The 1,506-nt window shown below is 68.5% G+C and carries 1 protein-coding gene; it reads left to right on the top strand.

From position 1 onward, the window contains the following. The first annotated feature begins 90 nt into the window (after positions 1 to 90). Positions 91 to 1,449: an IS256 family transposase gene (locus ABZS69_RS67025; protein ID WP_355395659.1), complete on the top strand. Its 1,359-nt coding sequence runs from the start codon at positions 91 to 93 to the stop codon at positions 1,447 to 1,449. The last annotated feature ends 57 nt before the right edge of the window (positions 1,450 to 1,506 follow it).

The following is a 1,506-nucleotide window of genomic DNA, read 5'->3' as shown; positions in this document are numbered from 1 at the left end:
GGTCGCGTCCGAGCTGCGGTGTAAAAGGAAACGAGCGTAGGTTGCCGTGTTGAACCGACCAAAGTTCGCACGACACAAGGACCTACGCTCGTGGCACGCACATTACCGCCCATTCAGGCCATCCGCGCCGAGATCGACGCCCTGTTCGCCGAGGGCCGTGACCTCGTCGAGGTCATCGAGGACGTCGCTCGTCTCGGCGCCCGGCTCATAATCCAGACCGCTGTCGAGGCTGAAGTGGAAGCCTTCCTCGGCCGCGCCCGATACCAGCGCGCCGCCGCTGTCACCAGCGACGACGAGCAGAAGACCGCAGTGCGGCCCGGCTACCGCAACGGCCACTGCCCGACCACGGTCAAGACCACCTCAGGGCCGGTCACCATCGCCCGGCCCAAGCTCCGCGGCACCACCGAAGCCTTCGCCTCCCGCCTGTTCGGCACCGGAGTGACCCGCACCAACGCGCTCGAAACCCTGGTGATCGCCTCTTTCGTGCGTGGTTTGTCCGTACGCGACGTCGAAGGAGCGCTGGCCGATGCGCTCGGCCCCGAAGCCGCGCTGTCCAAATCGACGGTCTCGACAATCTGCCACGCCATCGTGGCCGAGTACGACGCCTGGTGCCGGCGCGAGCTTTCCGGAATCGAGCTGGACTATCTGTTCCTGGACGCCTCTCACTTCAAGATGCACGACGGGCAGCGGGCCGAGCCGGTCCTAGCCGCCTGGGGCATCACCTGCGACGGCAAGCCCGTCTTCGTCGGGCTGTCCGCCGCAGCCGCCGAATCCACCGACGCCTGGCACGACTTCCTCACCGACCTGGCCGGGCGCGGCCTGCGCCCGCCGCTGCTGGTCATCTCCGACGGCGCACCCGGCCTCATCAGCGCCGCTGAGCAGGTCTTGCCCGCGTCGCTGCGCCAGCGTTGCGTGATCCACAAATGCCGCAACGTGCTCTCCAAGGTCAGCGCCGGTGACCAGGCCGAAGTCAAGGCGGCCTACTGGGACATCTTCGACACCAGCAGCCTGGGCGAGGAGACGGAGCCAGGCCAGGCCCTGGTGGAGTGGGTCCAGCGGCGCATCGACGCCTTCGCCGACACGTGGGGCGCACGCTACCCGGCCGCGGTCAAGAGCCTGCTGGCCGACCGCGCCTCACTGACGGCTTACCTGCGCTTCCCGCCCGAGCACCACAAGCGCATCCGCCATTCCAACTTCATCGAGCGCACCTTCGGCGAGACCCGCCGCCGCGTCAAGGTCATCGGCCGCTTCCCCGGCGAAACCTCCTGCGTGTCCCTGGTCTGGGCCGTCCTGGACCGCGCCGCCCGAGGCTGGCGCGGTTTCACCAGCACCAGCAAGGGCCTACGCACGCTGCAGGATCTGCGGCGGGCCCTGCTGTCCCCGCCCACCTCGCTCCGCTCGACAGCCACCTCAGCGACCGACTCGACACCCGAGACGGCCGCCGCCTAAGATCCACTCACGGCACCTACCTCGTTGAGCCTTTTACACCGCTCCGAGGACGCGACC

The sequence above is a fragment of the Nonomuraea sp. NPDC005650 genome, assembly GCF_040605375.1.
Lineage (GTDB): Bacteria > Actinomycetota > Actinomycetes > Streptosporangiales > Streptosporangiaceae > Nonomuraea.
The sequence above is the reverse complement of the archived record's forward strand: the minus strand, read 5'-3'. Positions and strand labels throughout refer to the sequence as shown.